This is a genomic window from Actinomadura sp. WAC 06369 (assembly GCF_003947565.1).
Classification (GTDB): Bacteria; Actinomycetota; Actinomycetes; order Streptosporangiales; family Streptosporangiaceae; genus Spirillospora; species Spirillospora rifamycini.
In genome coordinates, this window is the sequence record NZ_QHJN01000050.1 from 1 (window position 1) to 24,311 (window position 24,311).

At 76.3% G+C, this 24,311-nt stretch carries 16 protein-coding genes and 1 pseudogene; 8 read left to right on the forward strand and 9 right to left on the reverse strand.

The genetic code is table 11. The features are described from left to right. The 4 genes and pseudogenes from DMH08_RS40150 to DMH08_RS15875 form a co-directional block, all read left to right on the forward strand. Positions 1–1,262, forward strand: a pseudogene (locus DMH08_RS40150) (hypothetical protein); the annotation flags it as partial. A gap of 147 nt (positions 1,263–1,409) precedes the next feature. After that, positions 1,410–1,991 carry an RNA polymerase sigma factor gene (locus DMH08_RS15865; RefSeq protein WP_125615187.1) on the forward strand — a complete coding sequence of 194 codons (582 nt, stop codon included), beginning with the start codon at positions 1,410–1,412 and terminating at the stop codon, positions 1,989–1,991. Between the two features lie 11 nt (positions 1,992–2,002). Beyond that, a complete protein-coding gene (locus DMH08_RS15870) occupies positions 2,003–2,980 on the forward strand; it encodes an LCP family protein (protein ID WP_233617629.1) in 978 nt (325 codons plus the stop codon). A 64-nt stretch (positions 2,981–3,044) separates the two neighbouring features. Beyond that, entirely contained in the window at positions 3,045–3,464 is a 420-nt protein-coding gene (locus DMH08_RS15875; protein ID WP_026402363.1) for a CBS domain-containing protein, read from the forward strand. A gap of 58 nt (positions 3,465–3,522) precedes the next feature. Here the strand turns inward: DMH08_RS15875 and DMH08_RS15880 are convergent, their stop codons facing one another. After that, on the reverse strand, positions 3,523–4,677 hold the full coding sequence (locus DMH08_RS15880; protein WP_125615193.1) for an aminotransferase class V-fold PLP-dependent enzyme: 1,155 nt from the start codon (positions 4,675–4,677) through the stop codon (positions 3,523–3,525). A gap of 126 nt (positions 4,678–4,803) precedes the next feature. Between DMH08_RS15880 and DMH08_RS15885 the strand changes: the two genes are divergently transcribed. From DMH08_RS15885 to DMH08_RS15895, 3 genes are all read left to right on the forward strand, one after another. After that, positions 4,804–6,690, forward strand: coding sequence for an ABC transporter ATP-binding protein (locus DMH08_RS15885; RefSeq protein ID WP_125615196.1), 1,887 nt, complete (start codon positions 4,804–4,806; stop codon positions 6,688–6,690). Positions 6,691–6,944: 254 nt separating this feature from the next. Then, on the forward strand, positions 6,945–8,090 hold the full coding sequence (locus DMH08_RS15890) for a serine hydrolase domain-containing protein (RefSeq protein ID WP_199747819.1): 1,146 nt from the start codon (positions 6,945–6,947) through the stop codon (positions 8,088–8,090). A 73-nt stretch (positions 8,091–8,163) separates the two neighbouring features. Beyond that, the gene (locus DMH08_RS15895; RefSeq protein ID WP_125615199.1) at positions 8,164–9,096 is read left to right on the forward strand and encodes a DUF5996 family protein; all 933 of its coding nucleotides are present in this window, start codon (positions 8,164–8,166) and stop codon (positions 9,094–9,096) included. 25 nt (positions 9,097–9,121) lie between these two features. Here DMH08_RS15895 and DMH08_RS15900 read toward each other — a convergent pair whose 3' ends face one another. From DMH08_RS15900 to DMH08_RS15920, 6 genes are all read right to left on the reverse strand, one after another. Beyond that, on the reverse strand, positions 9,122–10,873 hold the full coding sequence (locus DMH08_RS15900; protein WP_199747820.1) for an ATP-binding cassette domain-containing protein: 1,752 nt from the start codon (positions 10,871–10,873) through the stop codon (positions 9,122–9,124). Between the two features lie 8 nt (positions 10,874–10,881). After that, positions 10,882–12,660: an ATP-binding cassette domain-containing protein gene (locus DMH08_RS15905; RefSeq protein WP_125615202.1), complete on the reverse strand. Its 1,779-nt coding sequence runs from the start codon at positions 12,658–12,660 to the stop codon at positions 10,882–10,884. Positions 12,661–12,810: 150 nt separating this feature from the next. Then, complete coding sequence (locus DMH08_RS41010) at positions 12,811–12,966, reverse strand: VenA family class IV lanthipeptide (protein WP_169528823.1); 156 nt, start codon at positions 12,964–12,966, stop codon at positions 12,811–12,813. 6 nt (positions 12,967–12,972) lie between these two features. After that, positions 12,973–14,814, reverse strand: a complete 1,842-nt coding sequence (locus tag DMH08_RS15910; RefSeq protein ID WP_125615205.1) for a S9 family peptidase — start codon at positions 14,812–14,814, stop codon at positions 12,973–12,975. After that, positions 14,811–17,519: a class IV lanthionine synthetase LanL gene (gene lanL, locus DMH08_RS15915; RefSeq protein ID WP_199747821.1), complete on the reverse strand. Its 2,709-nt coding sequence runs from the start codon at positions 17,517–17,519 to the stop codon at positions 14,811–14,813. Before lanL ends, DMH08_RS15910 begins: the two co-directional genes overlap by 4 nt. A gap of 524 nt (positions 17,520–18,043) precedes the next feature. Then, a complete protein-coding gene (locus DMH08_RS15920; RefSeq protein WP_233617625.1) occupies positions 18,044–20,869 on the reverse strand; it encodes a helix-turn-helix transcriptional regulator in 2,826 nt (941 codons plus the stop codon). 202 nt (positions 20,870–21,071) lie between these two features. Here DMH08_RS15920 and DMH08_RS15925 point away from each other — a divergent pair, with 202 nt between their 5' ends. Next, complete coding sequence (locus DMH08_RS15925) at positions 21,072–22,376, forward strand: PucR family transcriptional regulator (protein WP_125615211.1); 1,305 nt, start codon at positions 21,072–21,074, stop codon at positions 22,374–22,376. Between the two features lie 17 nt (positions 22,377–22,393). Here the strand turns inward: DMH08_RS15925 and DMH08_RS15930 are convergent, their stop codons facing one another. Both DMH08_RS15930 and DMH08_RS15935 read right to left on the reverse strand, forming a co-directional pair. After that, on the reverse strand, positions 22,394–23,233 hold the full coding sequence (locus DMH08_RS15930; RefSeq protein ID WP_233617630.1) for a dienelactone hydrolase family protein: 840 nt from the start codon (positions 23,231–23,233) through the stop codon (positions 22,394–22,396). Between the two features lie 195 nt (positions 23,234–23,428). Next, positions 23,429–24,289, reverse strand: coding sequence for a class I SAM-dependent methyltransferase (locus tag DMH08_RS15935; protein WP_125615215.1), 861 nt, complete (start codon positions 24,287–24,289; stop codon positions 23,429–23,431). Between the last annotated feature and the right edge of the window lie 22 nt (positions 24,290–24,311).

Below are 24,311 nucleotides of genomic sequence, written 5' to 3' on the forward strand. Positions count from 1 at the left end.
AGACCGCCCCCGAGCAGCCCAACGACCAGGAAGCCGAACGCCAAGAAGAGGTCGCCCCCACCCCCGAGCCGTCCGAGCCCACCAACGACACCGCACCGACCGACGACCAGCCAAAGCAGTCGGACGAGACCGCAAACCCCAAGGCGGCCCCGCAGGCACCGAGCAAGCCCGAGCAGAGCACCCCCGACACGGCCGCCCCCACCGACGAAACGGCACCGGCCAACGACGAGCCCGGCGACGACACGGGAGCCGCACAGCCCGGCAGCGGCACGGCACCCAGCGCACCCGAGCGACGCACCCACGACACGTCCGGCCCCACCAACGACCAGCCCGACGACAACGCGGCGGCCGCGCGGCATGACGGACCGCCGAAGCGCACGGACGACACCAAGCAGCGCACGGCCAGCACACCCGAGCGGCGCACCCCCGACACGGCCGAACCCGCCGACGGGACGGCGACGCCCAGCGACCGGACGGACGACAACTCGGCCCCCGCACAACGCGAGACCCCGGCACAGGGGCCGGACCAAACCGGGCAACGCACCACCGACACATCCAAACCCGACAACGACACGGCGGGCGCACGGTCCGAAAGCCAGCCGAAACGCGCGGCCGAGACCAGGCAGCGCGCGGCGAGCACTCCCGGTAGCGGCACGGCGCCTCGCGGACCCGAGCGGCGCACCCCCGGCACGGCCGAACCCGCAGACGGGACGGCGACGCCCAGCGACCGGACGGACGACAACTCGGCCCCCGCACAACGCGAGACCCCGGCACAGGGGCCGGACCAAACCGGGCAACGCACCACCGACACGTCCAAACCCGACAACGACGCGGCGCGCGCACGGTCCGACGGCCCGCCAAAGCAGGCGCACGAGACCAAGCAGCGCGCGGCCAGCACGCCCGAAGGCGGCACGGCACCCAGCGGACCCGCACGACGCACCCCCGACACAGCCGAACCCGCAGACGGGACGGCGGCGCCCAGCGGCCGGACGGACGACGACGCGGCCCCCGCACAACGCGAGGCCCCAACGCGGCGGACGGACGAGGGCGGGCAGCGCGGCGCCGGGGCGGCGGACGGCTATGTCGTCGCGGGTCTTCGTGACGTCCGGGACGCGGAACTCGGCCGTGGGCGTGCGGGCGGGCGCGCGGTCGGCCGGTTCGTCGGTCTTGGGCGCGTCCGGGGTGTCGGTCACGAGCCGCTCCTCCTTGAGTTGTGTTCCGGCGTGCGGGCGGAGCGGACGATCGCCGATGCCCCCGTGTAGTCATGAGGATGCCCGGACGAGCCGGAAGGTTCGGACGCGTTACGGATTAGTGATCGAGAACCGTGAACTCCTTTGCGGGGGTGCGGAGAGACGTCGTCGACAGAGCCCCCGCACGGGAAGGCCGGCATACATGTCATGGTTGCCGCGATGACCGCACCTCCAGCGGTTCAGAAGATCGACAGCGAGCTCATCGAGTCTTCGCTCACCGAGCCGGAATCGTTCGCTCTCCTCTTCGACCGCTACTCCGCGATGCTCTACCGGTACGTGTCCCGGCGGCTCGGGCCGCAGGCCGCCGAGGACGTGGTGGGGGAGACGTTCCTGGCCGCGTTCGGCAAGCGGCACCGCTACGACCTGTCGCGGCCGGACGCGCGCCCCTGGCTGTTCGGGATCGCGACGAAGCTGGTCGCGCGGCACCACCGGGCGGAGGCGGCGCGGTACCGGGCGCTGCGGCGGGCGCCGGTGGACGGGCCCGCGGAGGGGCCCGCGGAGCGGGTCGCGGACGGGGTGACGGCGCTGGCGGCGCGGCCGGCGCTGGCGGCGGCGCTGGCCGCGCTGCCGCGCCGGGACCGGGACGTCCTGCTGCTGGTGGCGTGGGGCGATCTCGAGTACGGGCAGGTCGCGCAGGCGCTGGGGGTGCCGGTGGGGACGGTGCGGTCGCGGCTGTTCCGGGCGCGGCGCAAGGTCCGCGCGGCGCTCGGCGACACCAACCCGATGCACGAGGAGGAGTGACCGTGGACGACATGGAGCTGATCCGCGGCCTCGGCCGGGATCTGGAGCACGAGCCGCCGGCGTCGCTGGTGCGGCAGCGGGAGCGGCTGCTGCGGGCCGGGGAGCGGCGGCGGCCGGTCCGGTGGGCGCTGCTCGGCGTGGTGGCGGCGGTGACGGCGGCGGCGGTGCTGGTGCCGGTGCTGTTCCTGCGGGGCGGCGACCCGGCGGCGCCGGCGGCGGAGCCGCCGGGGGCCGGGAAGGGCGCGTTCAACGTCCTGCTGGTCGGGTCGGACGGGCGGGGCGACGGGCGCCCGGCGAGGTCGGACACGCTGATGCTGCTGCACGTGCCGGAGGGGCGCGGCTCGGCGCGGGTCGTGAGTTTCCCGCGCGACATGCTGGTGGATCTCCCGCAGTGCGCCGGGGGCGCGCGGGGGCTGATCAACACGGCGTTCGGCGCCGGGGGCGCGGCGTGCAGCCGGCGGACGGTCGAGGAGCTGGCGGGCGTCCGGATCGACCGGACCGCGACGGTCGGGTTCGACGGGTTCCGGACGCTCGTGGACGCGCTCGGCGGCGTCGAGATGGTGATCCCGCGGGCGGTCGAGGACCCGAAGGCGGGGCTGTCGCTGCGGGCGGGCAGGCAGAAGCTGGGCGGACGGGACGCGCTCGCGTACGTCCGGTCCCGGTACGCCTTCGGGGACGGCTCGGACCTGCAGCGGATCGAGCGGCAGCAGGCGTTCCTGAAGGCGATGGCGGGGCAGGTGGCGGAGCTGCGGAAGGACCCGGTGCGGCTCGCGCGGTTCCTGGCGGCGGTCGCGGGCGCGGTCGAGACGGAGCCGCGGCTGGACGTCCGGGGCCTGGTGGGGCTCGCGGACAGCATGGCCGGGATCGGGGCGGACGACGTCGTGTTCGGCACGGTTCCGGTGGCGGCGGCGCCCGGCGATCCGGCCCGGGTGGTCGCGGACGGGGAGCGGGCGGAGCGGCTGTTCGCCCAGCTCAGGCCCGATGAGTGAGCCCGGTTCTTGCGGGTAGGGGCCGAATCGTCCCGGATACGCGCGAGGTTCGAGGAGTAGAGGGATGGCCAGGAAGATTCGCGACATCATGACCGGTTCGCCGACCTCGGTGTCGCCGGAGCTCGACATCGTCACCGTGGCCCGTGCGATGCGCGACGAGGACATCGGCGCCGTGCTGGTCGCGGAGGGCGACGAGATGAAGGGCCTCGTCACCGACCGCGACCTGGTGGTCCGGGGGCTCGCCGCGGGCGGCGACCCGCGGGAGATGAAGATCGGCGGGCTGGCGAGCAGCGCCACCGCGACGATCGGCCCGGACGACTCGGTCGACAAGGCCGCGCAGATCATGCGGGAGCGGGCGGTCCGGCGGCTGCCCGTCGTCGAGGACGGCCGGCCGGTGGGCATCGTGTCCATCGGCGACCTGGCCGTGGAGAAGGACACCGACTCGGCGCTCGCCGACATCAGCGCGGCGCGGCCGAACACCTGAGGCCGGGGAGTCGCGCGCCCGGCGGGAGGCGGAAGGCCACCGCCGGGCGCGTCCCTGTTCAGGGGAGGGCCGCGAGCAGGCGGTCCAGGTCGTCTTCGGTGTTGTAGTAGTGCACGGACGCCCGGACGGCGGCGGGGACGGCGGCCGGGTCGTAGCCGTGCGCGGCGGGGCTGGTGACGTTCACGTTGACCCCGCGCTCCCGGGCGGCCCGCATGATGGCGTCCGGTTCGTGCCCGTCCACGGTGAAGGTCACGATCCCTGACCGGTGCGTTCCCCGGTCCAGGACGGACGTGCCGGGGCGGGCGGCCAGCTCGCCGCGGAGCGCCGCCGCGAGCGCGACGACGCGCTTCTCGATCTCGTCCGGGCCGAGCGCGGCCGCGTAGTCGGCTGCGGCGGCGAGCCCGACCTGCCCGGCGACGAACCGCTCCCAGGTCTCGAAGCGGCGGGCGTCCGGGCGGGGCTCGTAGTCGGGGGCGCGCCACTCGGCGGCCCGGAGGTCCAGGAACGGGGGCTCCAGGGTGGTGACGATCTCCCGCCGGACGTACAGGAAGCCGGTGCCGCGGGGGCCGCGCAGGAACTTGCGGCCGGTCGCCGACAGCATGTCGCACCCGATCTCGCGGACGTCCACGGCGAGCTGCCCCACCGACTGGCAGGCGTCCAGCAGGTAGAGGACGCCGTGCTCGCCGCACAGCCGCCCCACCTCGGCGGCCGGGTTGACCAGCCCGTTGTGGGTGGGGACGTGGTTGAGCGACACGAGCCGGACGCCGCCCTTCGCCAGTTCGGCTTCGAGGGCCGCCAGGGAGATCGCGCCGTCCGGGCCGTCGGGGACGACCTCGACCCGCGCGCCCTTCGCGGCGGCGACCTGCCGGTAGGCGATCGCGTTGCTGGAGTACTCGCCGACGGTGGTGAGGATGCGGTCGCCTTCGGCGAACGGGATCGCGTAGAACGCCATGTCCCAGGCGCGGGTGGCGTTCTCCACGTACGCGATCTCGTCCGCGCGCGCGCCGATGAGGCCGGAGACGGCGCCGTAGAAGTGCTCGATGGCGGCGGCCTCGCGCTCCGCGGCCTCGTAGCCGCCGATCGCGGCCTCCAGTGCGAGGTGTCCGTTCACCGCCTCGATCACCGGGCGCGGCGGCAGCGCGGCGCCGGCGTTGTTGAGGTGCGTCACCTCCGCGCAGCCCGGTGTGTCGGCCCGCAGCCTCGCGACGTCCATGAACCGTCCCTCCGCGAAATGTCGGACCTCCGCGCGACACTGGACGCGGCGGCCGAGCTTGACCTCAACCTTTGTCGAGGTCTGATGATGTTCCGCAACGGAGCATCTCAGACGACGGGATAACACATGGACATGGAAGTCACCGCGTGGATGTCGCTGCACCACGCGGCCCACGCCGAGGACCGCAGGCCCTTCAACCGGGCGACGCTGCGCCGCATCGCCGCGTTCGCCGGCCCCCACCGCCGCACCCTCACCGCTTTCCTGCTGCTCAGCGTGGTCCTCGCGGTCCTCGCGGTGGCGACGCCCGTGCTCGCCGGGCGGGTCGTGGACGCGATCACCGAACAGGCGGGCACGTCCACCGTGGTGTGGCTCGCGGTGCTGATCGCCGTGCTGGCCGTCGCCGAGGGCGCCCTCGGGCTCGCCAACCGGTGGCTGTCGGCCCGCATCGGCGAGGGCCTCATCCTCGATCTGCGCACCTCGGTCTTCGACCACGTCCAGCGGATGCCGGTCGCGTTCTTCACCCGCACCCGGACGGGCGCGCTGGTCAGCCGACTCAACAACGACGTCATCGGCGCGCAGCGCGCGTTCAGCGACACGCTGTCGGGCGTCGTCAGCAACCTGGTGATGGTCGCGCTGACGTTCGGGGTGATGGTCGGGATCTCGTGGCAGATCACGCTGCTCGCGCTGGTGCTGCTGCCGCTGTTCCTGCTGCCCGCGCGCCGGATGGGCTCCCGCCTCGCCCGGCTGGAGCGCGAGGCCGTCGCGCACGACTCGGCGATGAGCACCCAGATGACCGAGCGGTTCTCCGCCCCCGGCGCCACCCTGATCAAGCTGTTCGGACGGCCGTCGCGGGAGTCCGCCGAGTTCGCCGCGCGGGCCCGCCGCGTCCGCGACATCGGCGTCCGCACCGCGATGGTGCAGCACGTGTTCATCACCGCCCTGACGATGGTGTCCGCGCTGGCGCTCGCGCTCGTCTACGGGCTGGGCGGCTACCTGTCGCTGCGGGGGAGCCTGGACGCCGGCGCCGTCGTCGCCCTCGCGCTGCTGCTGACCCGCCTGTACGCGCCGCTGACCGCCCTCGCCAGCGCCCGCGTCGAGGTGATGAGCGCGCTGGTCAGCTTCGAGCGGGTCTTCGAGGTGCTGGACCTGAAGCCGCTCGTCGCCGAGAAGCCCGCCGCGCGGGACGTCCCCGACGGGCCCGCCGCGATCGAGTTCGACGACGTCCGGTTCTCCTACCCGTCGCCCGACAAGGTGTCGCTCGCCTCGCTGGAGGAGGTCGCGACCCTCGACACCCGCGGCGGCGAGGAGGTCCTGCACGGCGTCTCGTTCAAGGCCGAACCGGGGCAGATGGTCGCGCTCGTCGGCTCGTCCGGCGCCGGCAAGTCCACGATCGCGCAGCTCCTCCCGCGCCTGTACGACGTCGACTCGGGCGCCGTCCGGCTCGGCGGCGTCGACGTCCGCGACCTGTCGTTCGCCGCGATCCGCGCGACGCTCGGCATGGTCACCCAGGACGGGCACCTGTTCCACGAGTCGATCCGGGAGAACCTGCTGCTCGCCCGCCCCGAGGCCACCGAGGACGACCTGTGGGACGTCCTGCGCCGCGCCCGGCTCGACGCGCTGATCGAGGGCCTGCCGGACGGGCTCGACACGATCGTCGGCGAGCGCGGCTACCGGCTGTCGGGCGGCGAGCGGCAGCGGCTCACCATCGCGCGGCTGCTGCTGGCCCGGCAGCGGGTCGTGATCCTCGACGAGGCGACCGCCCACCTCGACTCCACGTCCGAGGCCGCCGTGCAGGAGGCCCTCGCCGAGGCGCTGGACGGCCGCACCGCCGTGGTCATCGCGCACCGGCTGTCGACCGTCCGCGCCGCCGACCTGATCCTCGTGGTCGAGGGCGGCACGATCGTCGAGCGCGGCACCCACGACGAGCTGCTCGCCGCCGGCGGCCGCTACGCCGACCTCTACCGCACCCAGTTCAGCGACGACGCCCCGCCGACCCTGGAGCCCGTCGCCTGACCGGCGCGCGAGGGCCCGGACGGGGACGGGCGGCGGCGAGACGTCTCGCCGCCGCCCGTCCCGTCCTGTCCGGCGGTCCTGCCGGGGGTGACGGTGAACGGCTTGCGAAGCCGTCGGTGAAGCGGGCCGGCCCGGCGAACACCCGCCCGCCGCGGGCGGGTGTCGCGGTGGCGGCTGCGGTTATCGATATGCCCGGGACCGGGAGGGTATCGGCGGTGCGATGAGTTCCGCGCCGCCGGACGATCCGTATACGCATGGACGAACGAAGGGAGACGGACATGCGGGACGCGGTGCGCCGGACGCTGGACGGGCACGTCGCGGCGGGGCTCGTGCCGGGCCTGGTCGCGCTCGTCCGGCGGGGCGGGGAGACGGGCGCGGTCGTGCTCGGCTCGACGGCGGTGGACGGCGGCGCGCCGATGCGGCGGGACGCGCTGTTCCGCGTCGCGTCGCTCACCAAACCGGTCGTCGCGGCGGCCGCGATGATGCTCGTCGAGGACGGCCGGCTGCGGCTCGACGACCCGGTGGACGGGCTGCTCCCCGAGCTGGCGGCGCCGCGCGTGCTGCGCCGCCCCGGCGGGCCGCTGGACGACACCGTCCCGGCAGAGCGCGCGATCACCGTCCGCGACCTGCTGACCTTCCGGCTGGGGACCGGGGCGGTGCCCGAGGACGCGCCGATCGGGCGGGCGATGGCGGCGGCGGGCGTCGCACCGGGGCCGGACGTGTCGCCGCTGCCGCCGGACACGTGGCTCGCGCGGCTCGCGGCGCTGCCGCTCGTCCACCAGCCGGGCGCCCGATGGCTGTACCACACCGGCTCCGACGTGCTCGGGGTGCTGATCGCCCGGGCGTCGGGGCGTCCGCTGGGCGACGTCCTGCGGGAGCGGATCTTCGAGCCGCTCGGGATGCGCGACACCGCGTTCCACGTCGCACCCGGCGACGCCGCCCGGCTCGTGCCGTCCTACCGGCCGGACGGCGCCGGCGGCCTGGCCGTGCGCGACGACCCGCGCGACCGCCCGCCCGGGTTCCCGTCCGGCGGCGGCGGGCTGGTGGGCACCGCCGACGACTTCCTCGCCTTCTTCGGGACGCTGCTCGGCGGGGGCGGCCCGATCCTGTCCCGGGAGTCGGTCCGGCTGATGACGTCCGACCGGATCACCGCCGCGCAGCGGGCGGCCGCCGCGCCGCTGCTCACGACCGGCTGGGGCTTTGGCGTCGGGGTCGACGTCCGCGACGACCCGCCGGAGTCCCGCCCCGGACGGTTCGGCTGGATGGGCGGCCTCGGGACGACCGCGTTCGCCGACCCGTCCGCGGACCTGGCGGGCGTGCTGTTCACGCAGGTCGCGGTGTGGACGCCCGGAGTGGGCGAGCTGCTGACCGAGTTCTGGCGGTCGCCGTACGCCGAGTGACCGCCGCCCGGCCGGGCATGATGGCGGAGCGTCATGGGACCGACCGGACCGGTTCCGGCCGAGGAGGACTGCGATGGCACGGCAGGGGTGGCCGCGGCTGCGGGTGGCGGACTGGCACGCGACCCGCGACACGCTGCACATGTGGACGCAGATCGTGGGGAAGGTGCGGCTGGTGCACGCGCCGCTCGTGAACCACTGGTGGAACGTGACGCTGTACGTGAGCCCGCGCGGGCTGACGACGTCCGCGGTCCCGTACGGGACCGGCGCGTTCGACGTCGAGTTCGACTTCGTCGAGCACCGGCTGCGGCTGCGCGCCGACGACGGGACGGACGAGGGGTTCGCGCTCGCGCCGATGACGGTCGCGGAGTTCCACGAGCGGACGATGCGCGCCCTCGGCCGCCTCGGCGTCGAGGCGGCCATCCAGGGGCACCCGAACGAGGTGGACCCGGCGATCCCGTTCGCGGAGGACGACCGGCACGCGTCCTACGACCCGGACGCGGCGCACCTGTTCTGGCGCCAGCTCCTCCAGGCGTCGCGGGTGATGGGCGAGTTCCGGTCGCGGTTCGCGGGGAAGGTCAGCCCGGTGCACTTCTTCTGGGGCGCGATGGACCTCGCGTGCACCCGCTTCTCCGGGCGGACCGCGCCCGAGCATCCCGGCGGCGCCCCGAACTGCGGCGACTGGGTGATGGTCGAGGGGTACTCGCGGGAGCTGAGCAGCTGCGGGTTCTGGCCGGGCGGCGGCGAGGAGGGCGCGTTCTACGCCTACGCCTACCCGGAGCCGCACGGGTTCTCGGCCCGTCCCGTGCGGCCGGCCGCCGCCTTCTACAGCACGGAGAACGGGCAGTACCTGCTCCCGTACGAGGCGGTCGCCGACGACCCCGACCCCGACCGGGCGCTGCTGGACTTCCTCCAGGACACCTACGAGGCCGCCGCCGACCCGGCCGGCTGGGACCGGGAGACGCTGGAGGTCGACCCGGCCCGCTGGGCCCACAAGACGCGGGCCTGAGGGGGCCGCGAACGGCCGCCCGCCCTCACGTCCGCCAGTGGCCGACCAGCTCCGCGTAGAGCGGGCTGAGGCCGAGAAGGGTGCGGTGCGTGCCGGCGAGCGGGCCCGAGGCGTCGAGCAGCAGGACCCGGTGGGCCCGCTCCGCGGAGCTGATCCGGTGGGCGATGACGATGAGGGTCCGGCCGCGGTCGGCCAGCGCCCGCTCGGCGCGGGCCTCGGCGGCGGGGGGCAGGTGGCACGTCGCCTCGTCGAGGATGAGGACGGGCGCGGCGGACAGGTACGCGCGGGCGAGCGTGACGAGCTGGCGCTCCCCGTGCGACAGCGTCCCGCCGCCGGGCGGGACGGCGGCGTCGTAGCCGCCGAACCGGCGCAGCGTCTCCTCCAGTCCCACGGCGGCGGCGGCCTCGTCGAGCCGGGCGGTGGTGGCGCCCGGGCGGAGGTAGGCGAGGTTCTCCCGCAGGGTCCCGGCGAAGATGTAGCTCTCCTGCGGGACGAGCGTCACGGCGGCCCGGAGCAGGTCCCCGTCGAGGTCGGGCAGCGGCACCTTGCCGAGCGTGACGGTGCCCCGCTGGGGACGGACGAGACCGGTGAGGACGTTCGCGAGCGTCGACTTGCCCGTGCCGCTGGGACCGACGACGGCCAGGTGGGTGCCCTCGGGGACGTGCAGGCTCAGGCCGGTGAGGACGGGCGCGGCCCGCGACGAGTAGGCGAACGTGACGTCCTCCAGTTCGATGTCGGCCGAGGCGGGGACGAGCGCCGGTCCGGACGGGCGAACCGCACCCGTGCCCGCGCCCGTACTCGCGCCTGTACCCGTGCCCGCACCCGCGCCCGTCTCGGCGAGGCGGCCGAGGATCACGGCGAGGCTGAGCAGCAGGGTGCCGCCCGCGTCGACCAGCAGGACGATGCCCGGCTGCAGCCCGGTGACGAGGTAGCCCGCCGCGCCCGCCACCTCCCCGGTCGTGAGCCGCCCGCCGTCGATCAGGGCGGGGGACAGCGCGAGCAGCACGAGGAGCGGCAGGTGCACGCCGAGCGCCAGCACCGGGAGCCGGACGAGGCGGGAGCGGGCGAACGCGCGCAGCGCCGCCGCCTGCGCGTCGACGGACGCGCCGACCGCGGCGGCCGCACGGTCCTCGGCGGCGCACGCGACGACGTCCCGCACCCCCTCGACGATGGCGGCACCGGACTGCCCGATCCGTTCGGCGTGCCGCACGACGTCCCGGTACCGGCGGACCTGGACGCCCAGGAACGCGGCGAACACGCCCAGGGCGAGGGCGACCGACAGGGCGATGGCCAGGGCGAGCGGCGGGGACAGCAGCGCGAGCCCGACCAGTGCGGCGAGCCCGGCCGTGAGCAGCTGCCGGACGTTGCGCAGCGCGGTGCCGAGCAGCGCCCGGACGGCCTCGGCCTGCTCGGCGACCTGCGCGACGCCCGTGCCCGCCGCGTCGTCCGCCGTGCCGCCCGTCCGGGCCAGGGAGGCGGTGACGACGTCGGTGACCAGGGAGTCGCGGAGCGGCTCGACGGTGGCGGCCAGCCGGGGGTAGACGCGCCGGGTCGCCTCGGCGCCGCACAGGTACAGGACCGCCAGCACCGCGAGCCAGGCCAGGCCGGTGCCGGGGCGCCCGGCGAGGAACCCGCGGTCGATGGCGCGGGCGAGCAGCAGACCCGCGGCGAACACGGGCACGCCCTCGACGGCGGACCACGCGGCGAGCCGGCGCAGCGCCGGCCCCCGCCCGCGCAGGTGGCGGCGCAGCAGCCGGGCCGCGGGCGGGACGGTCACGCGCCGACTCACGCGCCGGCCCGCGGCGCGGCGCCGAACACGGCCCGGTACTCGGGGTCCTGCCACAGGTCGGCGTGGGGCGCGAGCGCGCGGATCCGGCCGCCGTCGAGCCAGGCGACCAGGTCCGCGCGGGCCGCGGTGGCGGGCCGCCGCGCCACCACCAGGCTGGTGCGGCGGGCCAGCAGCCGCCGGAGCGCCCGGGTCACCTTCACCTCCGTGGCGGTGTCGAGGCTGCTGGTGGCGTCGTCGAGGACGAGGACCCGGGCGTCGGCCAGCGCCGCGCGGGCGAGCCCGAGGCGCTGCAGTTCGCCGCCCGACAGCGGCGCCCGGTCGAGCGGGGTGTCGTAGCCGTCCGGCAGCGCCCGGACGAAGTCGTCGGCGGCGGCCGTCCGGGCGGCCCGGCGGACCTCCGCGCGGGTGGCCCCGGGACGCGCGTAGGCGATCATGTCGTGCACCGTCGATCCGAGCAGCGCCGGACGCTCGAAGGCGTAGGCGACGGCCCGGCGCAGTTCCGGCGGCGCGACGGCGGTGACCGGGACGCCGTCGAGCTCGACGCGTCCCTCCTGGGGGTCGAGGAGCCGCCCGGCCAGCGACACCAGCACGCTCTTGCCCGTCCCCGACGCGCCGACGACGGCGACGCCGGCCCCGGCCGGGACCGCCAGGTCGAGCCGGTCGAGGACGGTGCGGTCACCGATCCGGACGGTCACGCCGCGCAGGTCGAGCCGTCCGGGGCCGTCCGGCAGCGCGACCGGGCGCGGCGGCGGCGCGACGGCCGGGGCGGTGTCGAGCACCTCCTGGACCCGTCCGGCGCTCACCTCGCAGTTCAGCAGCGCGACGAAGGTGTCGAAGAGCGCGACGGCGCCGACGGCCAGGGCGGTGTAGGACACCGCCGCGACGAGCCCGCCGGGGGTGATCGCGCCGGTGGCGAGCCGCAGCCCGGCGACGCCGACGACCACGACCTGCAGCAGCGGCGCCAGCAGCGACAGCCGCCAGCCGACCCGGCCCTGCGCGGCCCAGGTGCGGTGCCCCGCCTCGCGCAGCAGCGGGAGCGGCCGCAGGACCCGGGCGGCCTCGCGGGCCGCGGTGCCGCAGGCGCGGATCGTCCGGATCCCCTGGTGCGCGTCCAGCAGCCGGGTCGCGATCGACGCCTGGTGGCGCTGGTAGTCCGCGAACGGCTCGCCCGCCTGGGCGACGAAGGCGCGCAGCACCACGACGGCGGGCGGCACGCCGAGCGCGAACGCCGCCGCGAGCGTCCAGTCGATGAGGGCCAGCGCGAGCACGGCGCCCGCGGTCGTCGCCAGGGTCGCCGCGACCGACACGAGCTGGACGGGGAACGCGGCGGGGCCGCTCGCGCTCTCGGTGAGCCGGGCCAGCACGTCCCCGGTGGGGAAGCGGCGGCGGCCGGGCACCCCGAGTTCCAGGACCCGCCCGATCAGGCGGTGCCGGAGCCACGCGGTGATGCGGCTGCCGCAGTAGGAGCCCGCCAGGTCCTCCCCGGCGTCGGCCAGGGCGGCGACGGCGAGGACGGACGCCAGCCGGGCCAGGGGGGCGCCCAGCGGTTCGCCGGTGTGGACGGCGTCGATCGCCTGGGCGAGCATGACGGGCGTCGCGAGCGTCGCCAGGACGCGCAGCAGGGTGCACAGCACCAGCAGGCCGAGCAGGGCGCGCGTGCGGCCCAGCGCCGCGCGCAGCAGCCGCCGCCCTCCGGCGCGCAGCACGGCGGGGGAAGGGCGCGCTTCGGCGGCGGGTGCGGCCTCGTCGCCGCCGGTGGGCTCGGTCCGGACCACGCGGGTCGGCTCCCTTCCCTCCCGGCGGGGATTGGTTACAGTGGCGAGTGGGTCCGGTCACGGATCGGCCGGTTCAGCCGACCGATCCGTGACCGGTGTCTACGGGCCGGGGTCAAGCTTTGGTCCCGAACCGTGTCCGGGTGATCGGTGCTACGCGCAGGAGACGCCGACGCACACGGTGTTCAGCAGCGTCAGCAGACCGGCGCACGTGCACGTGCCGCCGAGCTGGACGCCGTCGATCTCGATCGGGTCGGTCTCGGGCAGGTCCTGCAGCTCCGCCACCAGGTCACCGTCGAAGATGTCCATCTGTTCTCACCTCCTCTCCTTTGCCGGAACCAAGGTCCGCCCCGCGCCGAGGCAGAAGCGGACCACAGCCGTCCGCAGGTCCGCGGGCCATGCCTGGACGACCGTTGTGTGGTCGCCGTCGACTTCGCGGTAGTCGAAGTCGGGCCCTTCGGTCCTGCCGAGTTCGAGGAGGCGCCGGCGCAGCGCGCGCGACTGCCCGACCGGGACGACCTCGTCCCGGGTGCCGTGCGCCACGAGCAGCGGCGCGGTGAGCGCGCCGCACAGGGCCAGGACGTCGCGCCGCGCGTCCCGTCCGGGGCCGCCCGGCCGGTGCAGGCGCGCCACCCGGTCCCGGACCGGGGCGGCGGCGTCGCGGTACAGGCTCGCGGCGGAGGTGAACGGCGCCAGCGCGACGCACGCCGCCCACAGGCCGGGGCTGCGGCAGGCCGCCAGCAGCGCCAGCCAGGCCCCGTAGCTGACGCCCAGGAGGATCGGGTCCCGCGCTCCGCCGGGGACGGCGCGGCGGCGGTCGGCGATGCCGCGGCCCAGGTGGACGACGTCCTCCAGGTCGGGGCCGCCCCAGTCGCCGACGACCGCCCGCAGATGCCGCTCGCCGTAGCCGGTGCTGCCCCGGTGGTTGGGCGCGACGACGGCGATGCCCGCGGCGGCGAGATGCTGGAACAGCGGGTCGAACTCCAGCCGCCACGCCGCCAGCGGACCGCCGTGCAGGGCGAGGACCACGCGGTCGCTCTCGTGCCAGCGGGGGCCGCCGTAGACGATCGCCTCGATGGGCCCCGCCGGGCCCGGCAGCTCGACCGGCTCGGCGCCCGCCCAGCTCGTCGCGGTGCCGGCCGGCCCGCGCGCGAGCGACCAGCCGGCGCGGTGCACGGTCGCGAGCGTCGGCGGCCGGTGCGGCGCCGAGAAGCGCAGGTGGATCCGCCCGCCGGTCCAGCAGGCGGGCGGCGACAGGACGCCCCGCGGCCCGGCCACCGGTTCGACACGGTCGTCCGCCGCGGTGTGGATCAGGAGGCGGGACGCGGCCCCGGCGTCCTCGCGGACCAGCAGGCGCTCGCCGCCGAGGTCGAGGGCCAGCGGGACGCGGGCGCGGCCGGGCCGGTTGAGGGCCGCGGGGAACCGCACCCGGCCGCCGCCCGGCGACCACAGCCCGATCCCGGGGACCGCGCGCCCGGGGCCGCCGGTCGTCACGACCAGCCGCCCGGAGGGGCGGTCGCAGGCGACGATGCGGTCGGTCGACGTGCCGGAGACCGTCCAGACCCGGCGCCAGGCGCGGTCCCGCAGGTCCACGACGATCCCGTCCGTCCCGTGCCCGGCGCCGGCGTGGTCGAGCGCGAGCGTGCGCCCGTCGTCGAGCCAGACGCCGCCCGACAGCACGCCCGGGATCCGCACCACCGGCTCCGGCGGCGCCCCGGAGTCCGGCAGGACCCAGACGCGGGAGTGCCGCTCGTCCTCGATGGCCACGAGGACCAGGGTCTGCGGCGACCCCGGGCCGGCCAGCGGGTATCCGGCGAGCATCGGGGCGATCCGCCACGACCGGGCGGGGGCCGCGGTGCCGCCGCCCGGACGCACCGCGGTCACCGTCCCGTGGCCCGCGGGCGCCCCGCCGGCGCCGACCGCGGGCCGCGCCACCAGGACGCCGCCGTCGTCGAGCGGGATGGGGCGGCTCGACCGGTCGACGGCCGCGCCGGCGGCGGCGACCGTCCGGCAGGACGGCGCCGGGGCGGTCAGGTCCCAGCGCTCCAGGGCCACGCGGTCCTGGACGGCGCTCAGGCAGGTGGCCCACCGGCCGTCGCCCGAGAACGCGAAGCCGAACCGGGACGGGACGGCGGGAAGGGCGGGGACGGCGGTCATGACGCCCCGCTCGCGGCGGTCGCCCCGGTCGCCCCGCGCCGCTCGCCCGCGGCGGCGTCGACCGTCCAGAGGCGCGGCGACCCGTACCGCAGCCGCAGCAGGAAGCCGAGCATCCCGCTCATGCCGTCGCCCCAGGTCACCGAGACCTCGCCCTGCTCGTCGGGGAGGACGAACCGGCCGTCGCGGTGCGCGCGCGACGCGACGATCGTCCGGCCGAGCCGCCACGCGGCCGCCCGGTACCGGTCGTCGCCGGTCAGGTCGGCCATGTCGAGCAGGAAGTCGCCGTTGCCCGACAGGCCGTGGCACTGGCCGAGCACCGAGCGCCAGGCGTGGTCGGTCACGGCCCGGGCGGAGAGGCCGGCGGCCTCCCGGAAGCACGCCTCGCCGGTGGCCGCGCCGAGCCGGAGCAGGAAGCCGCCGATGCCCGACGCGCCGTGGCACCAGTACGGGGCGGTCGGCGCGTCGCCGGTCCCGGCGCCCCACATCGCCGCGCCCCGCTCGATGACCACCGCGTCCAGGAGCTCCTCCCCGACGCGGCGGGCGAGCGCCCGGCAGTCGCCGCGCCCGGTCGCCTCCGCGCAGGCGAGCAGAAAGGAGCCGACGCCCGCGATGCCGTGCGCGAACCCGTGGTAGGACCGGCCCGCCAGCTTGGAGTCGACGTCGGCGGGAGTGCTCCACGCGAGCCGCCCGGCGCGCTCCTGGACCGTCCCGAGGAGCGCGTCGGCGGCGGCGTCCGCGCGCCGGGCGAACCGCTCCGCACCGGTGCGGGCCCACAGGTGCAGGGCGGTCAGGCCGAGACCGGCCGTCCCGTGGGTGACGTCGGGGCTGGCGACCGCGGCCGGGAGCCCGTCGGCCACGGCGACGGCGGCGTCGGCCAGGCGCTCGTCGCCGAGCGCGAGACCCGCGTCCAGCAGCGACCACGCGACCCCGGCGGTGCCGAAGTACAGGCCGGGCGGACGGCTCGTCCCGTCCGCCAGCCGCGCGCGGATCCACCGGGACGCCGCGCCGATCGCGTCCGGAAGGCGCGGATCGGCGGTCAGCTCCCAGTACCGGACGAGGGCGCCCAGGCATCCGGCGGCACCGTGCTGCAGGGTGCAGGGGTCGGGCGCGCCGTGGACGCACGACACCGGCCACAGCGCGTGCGGCGCGTCCGGGGCCATGGACGCGAGCAGCTCGCCGACGATCCCGTCGATGACGCGGTCGACCGTCTCCCGCAGCCACGGGGTCTCGGCGGCGTCGCGGGGCCGGGTCCCGCGCGGGGCCCGGGCCGCGAGCGCGTCGCGCGCCCGGTCCGTCGTCCAGCGGCGCTCCGGGGCGTCCGCCATCAGCCCGGTGAGCATCGCCCTCAGGTGCCCGGGGAGGTTCAGGCCCTGGGTCCGGGCCGCCAGCCACTCCTCCAGCCGGTCCCCCGGCGGCCTGCTCTCCGGCTCCTCGTCCAGGAGGTAGGGCGGGCTGCCGGTGAACAGGTAGCAGAGCGTCGCTCCGAGGCTGTAGTGGTCGGCCGACGCGTGCGGCGGCGCGCCGGCCAGCTGCTCGGGGGCGCCGAACGCGGGCGTGCCCGCCCGCAGCGGGCCGTCCTCCCCGTCGGCCACCGCGAGTTCGAGGTCGATGAGCACGGGGGCGCCGTCCGGGCGGACCATGACGTTGTTGGGGTTGAAGTCGCGGACGAGGAGGCCGGCGGCGTGCGCGCCGGCCATCAGGTCGACGAGTCGCCGCGCCATGTCCGTCGCGGCCGGGAGGTGGCCGCCCCAGCCCGCCTCGACGATCCGGTCGGCCGCCCACTCCCGCAGCGGGACGCCCTCGACCATCTCCTGCGCGAGGAACAGGTGCCCGCCCTGCGGGAACAGGTCGATGAGGCGCGGGGCCAGCCCGCGGCCGTCCAGCCGCTCCAGCGCCCGGGCCTCGGCGCGCAGCCGGTCCCGGGTGTCGCGCCCCGCCAGGTCGGCGGCGACGTGCGGGCGCGCCTCCTTGACCACGACGGGGTCGCCGGTGCGGCGGTCCACCGCGCGATAAACGCCGCCCTTGTTGGAGTGGCGGATCGCTTCCCGCACCCGGAACCGTTCCCCGAGCACTATTTCGCCGGATTCACGTGTCCGCCGGGTGCCGTTCAGGCCGTTGTCAGGGAAGGGAGATGTCACCCAGGAGGGAGGCGTATACGTGCCGACCCGCCGGTCTTCCACCGGCTTCCCGTCCGGGTCGAGGATCGTCCATGTGTAGAAGCCGTCGTTGGTGAGCCGCCGCTCTTCGACGAACGCGCCATAGCGGTAATGGACGAGACTGCCCGGCGCGTACGGCCGGTCGGAGAGGATCCGCGGCCCCGCCAGCCCTTTCGTCGCCTCGTGCAGGTCGCCCGCGAGGCGTACGGCCTCCGCGTCGCTCTCGGGATAAATCGTAATAAATTTCCCCGCATGCCCGCGGGAGGTGTTGCGCGCGTTCAGCGCGGCGACGACGTCGACGCTCGCGGCGAACTTGAACGCCGAGCCGGCCTCCAGCAGCACCCGCAGCGCCCGTCCGAGCACCTCGTCCGCGGACGCCGGCGTGGCGGAGACGTGCAGCTTCCAGCCCTGCGGGCGCCGCGCCGCCTCCTCCGGGGCGACCGAGCACCAGATTCCGGAGCGGCCGACCCGCCACCGTCCCGGCGCGACCGCCACGGCGCGCGTGAGGGTGTCGACCAGAGGGGTCTCTTCGGCATCCGCGGCCGTCACGGCCGTGAAAATGCTGAATTTGAAATCCGCCATGGAGATCTCCGCCGCCCACATCTGTCGGTGAATCACTTACTGGAAGATCGAAAGTGCTTCGATCCGTCGGTCCACCTCAAGCAGGCACAATGTAACCACGGACCGTGTGCGGAATCTACAGATCATTTTCTGTCGCCATGTCCACATCAGGACTGCCGCCGATGTTGACGCGAACCCGGATCTTGACATCCGAGTAAGATCAACTCGACAAGCGCCGACTCGGAGATGAGGGCGATGAGCTCGCCTTTCTCCATGCGATCAGGGATGGCGTGACCGATGGCTCCGGCGCCGGGCCGGTTCGCCCGCTACTCGAAATTCTGAGTTTTGTCCATATATGCGCAGAAAGTGTGTTGAGTGGCAGGAAGGACATGGTCGTGTCGATCGAGCGGATCGACCGCGCGCGCGTCACCTCGCCCGGGGGCGCATTGCCGGGGCGGAGCGCGGCGTCCCGCCCTCCGGCGTCCCGCCCTCCGGCGTCCCGCCCTCCGGCGTCAGCGGATCATGCGGGCGAGTTCCACGCGGGAGCGGATCCCGAGGCGGGTGAAGACGTTGCGCAGGTGGTGGTCGATCGTGCGGGGGCTCAGCAGCAGGCGGGCGGCGATCTCCCGGTTGGTGGCGCCCTCGGCGACGAGCCGGGCGATGTGCGCCTGCTGCGGGGTGAGGTCGCCGAAGCCGCCCGCCGGGACGGGACGCGGCGGGCGGGCCGGCGTTCCCGGGACGGCCGGGGGCTCGGCGGGCGGCGGGACGGGCAGCGGCGCCACGGTCTCGCCGGCGGCGCGCAGCTCGGCGCGGGCCCGGTCGGTCCAGGGACGGGCGTCGTAGCGTTCGAAGATCCGCAGGGCGGTGCGCAGGTGCTCGCGGGCGGCGCGGGGACGGCGGGCGCGGCGCAGCCGGTGCCCGTACAGCAGCTCGGTGCGGCCCTGCTCGAACACGGCGCCCGCGGTCTCGTGCAGGCGCAGGGCCGACTCGAAGTGGTCGGCCGCGTCGGCGGGGGCGTCGGCGAGGAGCGCGCGGCAGCGGTGCGCGAGCGCCCGGTGGACGGGCGACCCGGTGGCCTCCGACCAGCGCCGGAAGGCGTCGGCGGCGGCCGCGGCGCGGGCCCGGTCGCCGCCGCGGGCGAGCGCCTCGACGAGGTGCGGGGCGGCCGCCAGGGACGCGCGGGGATGCGCGACGCCCGCGCCGCCGGGCAGCCGCAGCCGCGCGACCGCGTCCGCCGGCCGGTCGGCGGCGAGGTCGAGGCAGGCGCGCGCCCACGTGCCGAGCGCGGCGGCGCGGACGAGCCCGCGGCGCCCCGCGGACTCGGCGAGCCGGTCGAGGTGCCGTCCCGCCGCGCCGGCGTCGCCGTCGAACGCCGCGCCGAGCGCGAGGGTCGCGAGCTGCTCGGCGGCATGCCCGTGCAGCCGGGTGGCCCGCGCGAGGCGGAGCCCGTCGTGGCCCGCGGCGACCGGCGCGGGCGGGCGGCCCAGCAGGACCTCGCAGCGGGCGGCGACGGCCAGCGCGTGCGACTCCAGCGGGACGACCCCGGCCCGCCGCGCGGCCGCGACGGCGGCGGACGCGAGCGCGGGCGCGAGGCCCGCGTCGCCGAGCGCGAGCGCGGACCGCGCGGCCCACGCCAGCGCGGCCGGGTCGGTGACGGACGAGCCGAGCCGGGCGGCGCGCGCGAGGCGTTCGGCGGCCTCGGCGTACCGGCCGGCGTGCAGGGCGGCGGTGCCGGCGAGGTGGTCGAGGACGAGCCGGGTGCGGGCGTCGCACCACGGCTCGTCCGGGACGGCCAGGGACGCGGCGCGCTCGGCGATCTCGGCGAGGGCGCGCACGTCGCCGGCGGCGTCGGCGGCCTCGGCGGCCCACCCGAGGGTCTCGACGGCGAGGCACGCGTCGGCGCCGGCGAACAGCTCGGCGGCGTCCCGCAGCAGGGGGACGGCGGCGGCCGGGTCCCCGGCGGCGGCGGCGATCTCGCCGCGCAGCCGGTCCGCGCGGGCCAGCCGGGTCCCCTCGCAGCGGAACGCGGCGAGCCGCCGCAGCATGGCGCGGGCGCGGCGGGGGCGGCCGCTGGCCCACGCGTCGGCGGCGGCGGACAGCAGCCGGTCGGCTGCGAGGGTCCGGTCGGCGGTCAGCGCCGACGCCCGCCGCCACATCCGCCACGAGTCGGCGTACCGGCCGGACGCCTGGGACGCGACGGCGGCGCGGGCGAGTTCGGCGGCGGCGCCGTCGTCCGGGCCGCCCGACACCGCCGCCCGGTGCCAGATCCGCCCGGTGTACTGCCAGTCGTGGACGAGCACCTCGGCGAGCAGCGCGTGCGCGGCGGTGCGCTCGGCGCGGGTCGCGTCCGCCCACAGCGATGACCGGACGAGCCGGTCCCGGACGGTGACCGCGTCCGTCTCGAACCGCAGCAGCCCCGACTCGCGGGCGGCCTCGACGTCGGACGCGCCGATCCCGGCGGCGCCCGCCGCCCGGTCGAGCGTGCCCGCGCCGACCCACTCGTCCGCGACGACGAGCAGCACGAGGCGCCGCGCCCCCGGCGGGAGCCGCAGGTAGCGGCTCCGGTGCAGCGCCCGCAGCGGGCTGCCGGGCGGCAGCGCCCGCGGCGGCGCGGCGGCACCGGACAGCTGACCGGGGGTGAGCGCGGCGGCGAGGTCGCGGATCGCGCGGGGGCGGCCGTCGGCCAGGTCGGCGACCGCGTCGGCGAGGGGCCCGCCGACCGCGTCGCCGATCGCGTCGCGCAGCACCCGCAGGCTCGCGTCCTCGTCGAGCGGTCCGAGCCGCAGCAGGGGGATACCGGCGAGCCGGTCCGCGACCCCGCGGTCGTCGCGGGCGGCGAGCAGCACCGCGACCGGCACGTCCTGCACGCGGCGCGCCGCGAACGCCAGCGCGTCCAGCGACACCTCGTCGAGCCACTGCACGTCGTCGACCCGGCACAGCAGCGGCCCGTCCCGGGACGCGAGGGCGAGCAGCTCGCACAGCGCGGCGTAGAGGGCGAACGGCTCGGCGCGGCCCGGCGCGCCCCGCACGACGGCGAGCGCCGCGCGGTGCTCGTCCGGGAGCCGCTCCAGGTCGTCCGCCAGCGGTCGCAGCAGCCGGTGCAGTCCCGCGTACGGGACGGCCGACTCGCGGGCGACGCCGGACGCGCCGATCGTCCGGACGTCCGGTCCGGCGCGGCGCGCGGCCTCGTCGAGCAGCGCGGTCCGGCCGAGGCCGGCGTCCGCGACGACCGCGAGGGCGCCGCCGCGCCCGTCGCGGGCGCGGGCGAGCAGGTCCCCGATGGCGGCCAGCTCGGGTACGCGTCCGTGCAACGGCTCTCGTCCCTGTGACACTGTCATGCCGGTTCTCCCTCTGGGCGGGGGCCCATAGGTCAACATGGAGTGACGGGACGGGTCCAGAGCGGCGTTCTGTTACAGGGCGCGGGCGCAATCCGGCGAGCTTCGCATTGTGCAATGGCACAGTCCGCGCGCACCATTGTGGTTTCGCGTGCGTTACGGATGGGACCATGATGCCCCCCGTTCGGTCCTGGAGGTGACTCCCATGACGGCGGACGCCGACGGAGCCATCCTGCGCAAGGCCGTGCTCCGTATGGAGGACCGGCTGCCCGAGCTCGCCGACCGGCTCGCCGCCGAGATCCTCTCCGGCGAGGACGGCCGCGACCGCCCCGAAGCCGTCATCGGCGACATGTGGGAGGTGTGCCACACCGGGCTGGGGCACGGCTTCGAGGCCATCCTGGAGCCCGGCGGCGGCCGCGCCGACCTCGACTGGGCGCGCCGGCTCGGCGAGCGCCGCGCCCGGCAGGGCGAGCCGCTGGAGCACGTGCTGCGCGGCTACCGGCTCGCCGGGCGCGTGTTCTGGGAGGCGGTCGTGGAGGCCGTGGGCCGCCACGACCCCGAGCACATCCCGGCGCTCGTCCGGCAGGCCACCCGCACCTGGGACACCATCGACCAGCAGTCGGACGCCGCCGCCGACGCCTACCACCGCACCGAGTTCGCGCTGGCCCGCCGCAGCGAGGAGCGCGTCCACGCCATCGTGGACGCGCTGCTCGACGGGCAGGGCGCCGACGGCGGGCTGCTCGGCACCGCCACGACCGTCCTCGGCCTGCCGGTGAACGGCCGCTACGCCGTCGCGATGGTGCGCGCGGACGGCGGGTTCACCGGCGACGTGGACCCGCGGCCCCGCGAGACCGGCGGCATGCGGTTCCTGTGGCGGATGCGCGCGGACGCGCAGGTGGCGCTGGTCGCGCTCGGCGCCGCCGGCCTCGACGACCTGGTCGGCGCGCTGGCGCCCTGCACGCGCGGGCACGCCGGGGTCAGCCCCGTCGCGGAGAGCCTCGCCGACCTCGGCACCGCCCGCTGGCTCGCCGAGCTGGCGCTGCGCACCTGCCACGGGCCCGGACCGCAGATCGCGCGGCTGGACCGCCGGCTCCCGGACGCGCTGGTGCTGTCCCAGCCGCGCCTCGCGGGGCGGCTCGGGGAGGTCGCGCTCGGCGGCCTCGAGAACGTGGACCCCGCGTACCGGGAGGTGCTGCTCGGCACCCTCGACACCTGGCTCGACTGCGGCGGTTCCGCGGCCCGCGCCGCCGAGCGGCTGTTCTGCCACCGCAACACCGTCCTCAACCGGCTCCGCAAGATCGAGCAACTCACGCGGCGGCGGCTCGCCCGCCCCGCCGACCTGGTGGAGCTCGTGCTCGCGCTCAGCGCCGTCCGCCTGCACGGCGCCGGGACGGACGCCGCCCCGGGCGCGGGCCCGTCCGGCCCGTCCGGCCCGTCCGTTTTCACCGCCCCGCCCGGGACGCACAGGGCGGGGCCGCCCGCGCGGGGAGGCGGGCGGCCCCTGAGGTAGGTCGGGGAGCGGTCGGGTCACATGGGGCAGGTGCTGCGGTACTCGGAGATGTCCGAGAACAGGCCCGTGTCGGGGCCGGGGCAGAGGAACTGCGTGTAGCGGGTGTCGTTGTCGACGTAGCGCTTGAGCCACGCGATGCTGTACTTCGCGATCGGGGTGTTCGAGGTGTTCGGCGCGAAGTGCGAGGCGCCGTCGAGCTCGACGTACGCCTTCTCCGGCGGGAGGCTCTCGTAGAACGGCTCGGAGTGCGAGGACACCGAGGCGATCGTGTCGTTCTCGGCGCCGACGACGAGGGTCGGCACCCGGCTGGCGGACCAGTTCTTGCGCAGGTTCCAGCCGGTCAGCGGGATGGCGGCTTTCAGCGACGGCCGGTCCACCGACGCCTCCAGCGTGCCGCCGCCGCCCATCGAGTGGCCCATCACGGCGAGCCGGTCCGGGTCGATCAGGTCGGCGACGTCGCTGTCCTCGACCAGGTAGTCGAGGGCGGCGAGGAGCTGGTCGCCGCGGCTGTCGGGCTGGTCGAGGCGGGTGTTGGTGTCGATCGTCATGACGACGAAGCCGCGCGAGGCGAGCCGCGGCCCGTACCAGGCCATGCTGCTCTGGCCGGCGGTGAAGCCGGGCGCGATGGCGACCGCGCCGAACGTCTCGTCGGTGTCCTCGGGGTAGTAGATCGTGCCGCCGCCGAAGCCGCGGACGGCCAGGCTGGACACGCTGTCCTCGCCGACGTCGTAGGAGCCGCGCAGCGCCTCGATGCTCTGCTCCGTGGGGTCGGGCCCGCGCTCGTAGGGGTTCTCCTGAGCGAGTGCGGTCTGGGGAACGGCGCAGAGGCCGGCGGCGAGTGCGGCGCCCGCCAGCATCTGCACCGCACGTCTGGTTGCCTTCACGTCGATTCGCTCCTGTTCCGGGGGGAGGAGCCCGAACGGCTCCCGGATGACGATCATTGTCCGCACCCGCCCGCCGTCCCCACATCGGCGAAATCACCCGTCGTCCGCCCTCGTGCGCCCGGCGTGCGCGCCCGTCCCCCCGGCGTGACGTCCCGTGGAGGGACGCTCTCAACCGGTCACGGTGGCTCTGGCCAGGCGGAAGAAATCGAACGGGTGCAGCGCGTCGGCGCGGTCCCACGTCTCCGGGGGGACGGCGTCCGCGAGGCGGACGTTCGCGACGACGTCCAGCCCGTGTTCGCGCAGCAGCCCGTCGACCTCGGCGGGCGCGAGCGTCGTCCGGTACGGCTCGCCGGCGTCCCCGACGACCCGCTCCGCGATCTCCGCGTACGCGCGGCCCCCGGCGTCCCGCAGTCCGGGCGGCAGCGCGTAGTCCATGACCAGCTCGGATCCGGCGGCGAGCGCGCCGACCCCGGCGAGGACGGCCGCGATCGCCTCCCGCGTCAGGAAGTAGCTCACCCCGAGCCAGCTCACCAGCGCGGGGCGCGCGGCGTCGAACCCGGCGTCGCACAGCCGCGCGAACACGCCGTCCGTCCCGGTGTCCGTCCCGGCGGCGGCCTCGAAATCGGCGGGGACGAAGACCAGTCCGTCCGGGACGGGAATGCCGCCGTCCCGGATGAGGCCCTTCTTCCATTCCTGGGTCGCCGGAGCGTCGACCTCGAACACGCGCACGCCGGGAGCGGCCCGCAGCCCGTAGGTGTCGAGCCCGGCGCCCAGCACGACGTACTGCGGGAACCCGGCCGCCCGCTCCTCGGCGTACCGGGCGCGGACGGCGGTGACGGTGCGGGTCCCGGCGAGGACGAGGTGCTCGCCGTGCGTCCGGTGGTACCCGACGGCCTCGTCGGCGAGGCCGCCGAGCAGCCGCCGGACGAGCGGGTCCGCGAAGATGAGCGGCGGTGCGTCCACGATCGCGTGCGCCGTGCGCGCCGCCGCGGCGGAGAGCGCCGTCCGGCTCGGCCGTGCTTCGTTCATCGACCATTCCTCCTTCGTCGGG